General features: G+C 63.6%; 1 pseudogene. It reads right to left on the bottom strand.

The annotated features are described in order from the left end of the window. Window positions 1-327 (bottom strand): annotated as a pseudogene (locus SREC43747_RS21490) (DUF3558 domain-containing protein); the annotation flags it as partial.

The following is a 327-nucleotide window of genomic DNA, read 5'->3' as shown; positions in this document are numbered from 1 at the left end:
GGAAAACCGGAGATGTCGTAGGAAGCAGCCGTCTCCGGGAACGGCTCACCGAGCTCGTCCTTGAAGTCGGCCAACGACTTGGGCACCGCAGCAACCGTGACGCCGAACCTGACCTCCGAACCAGAGTTGTAGAGGAAACCGCAGTTCGGGTAGTCGATGTCGAAATCGGGATCCCCGGCATCCGCACCCGTGGAGGTGTGCACGCCCAGCTGGTCTTGCTGCTGCGGGGTCAGCAGCTCGCACAACTGCTGCTCGGACTTACCAGCAAGGCTCAGCTCCCCCGGCCGACCCACCTCAGGAGTCGTCCGCTCCACAGGAGGCTGCTCA

This window comes from Saccharopolyspora rectivirgula DSM 43747 (assembly GCF_000497205.1).
Lineage (GTDB): Bacteria > Actinomycetota > Actinomycetes > Mycobacteriales > Pseudonocardiaceae > Saccharopolyspora > Saccharopolyspora rectivirgula.
This window is presented reverse-complemented; position numbering and strand designations above follow the sequence as displayed.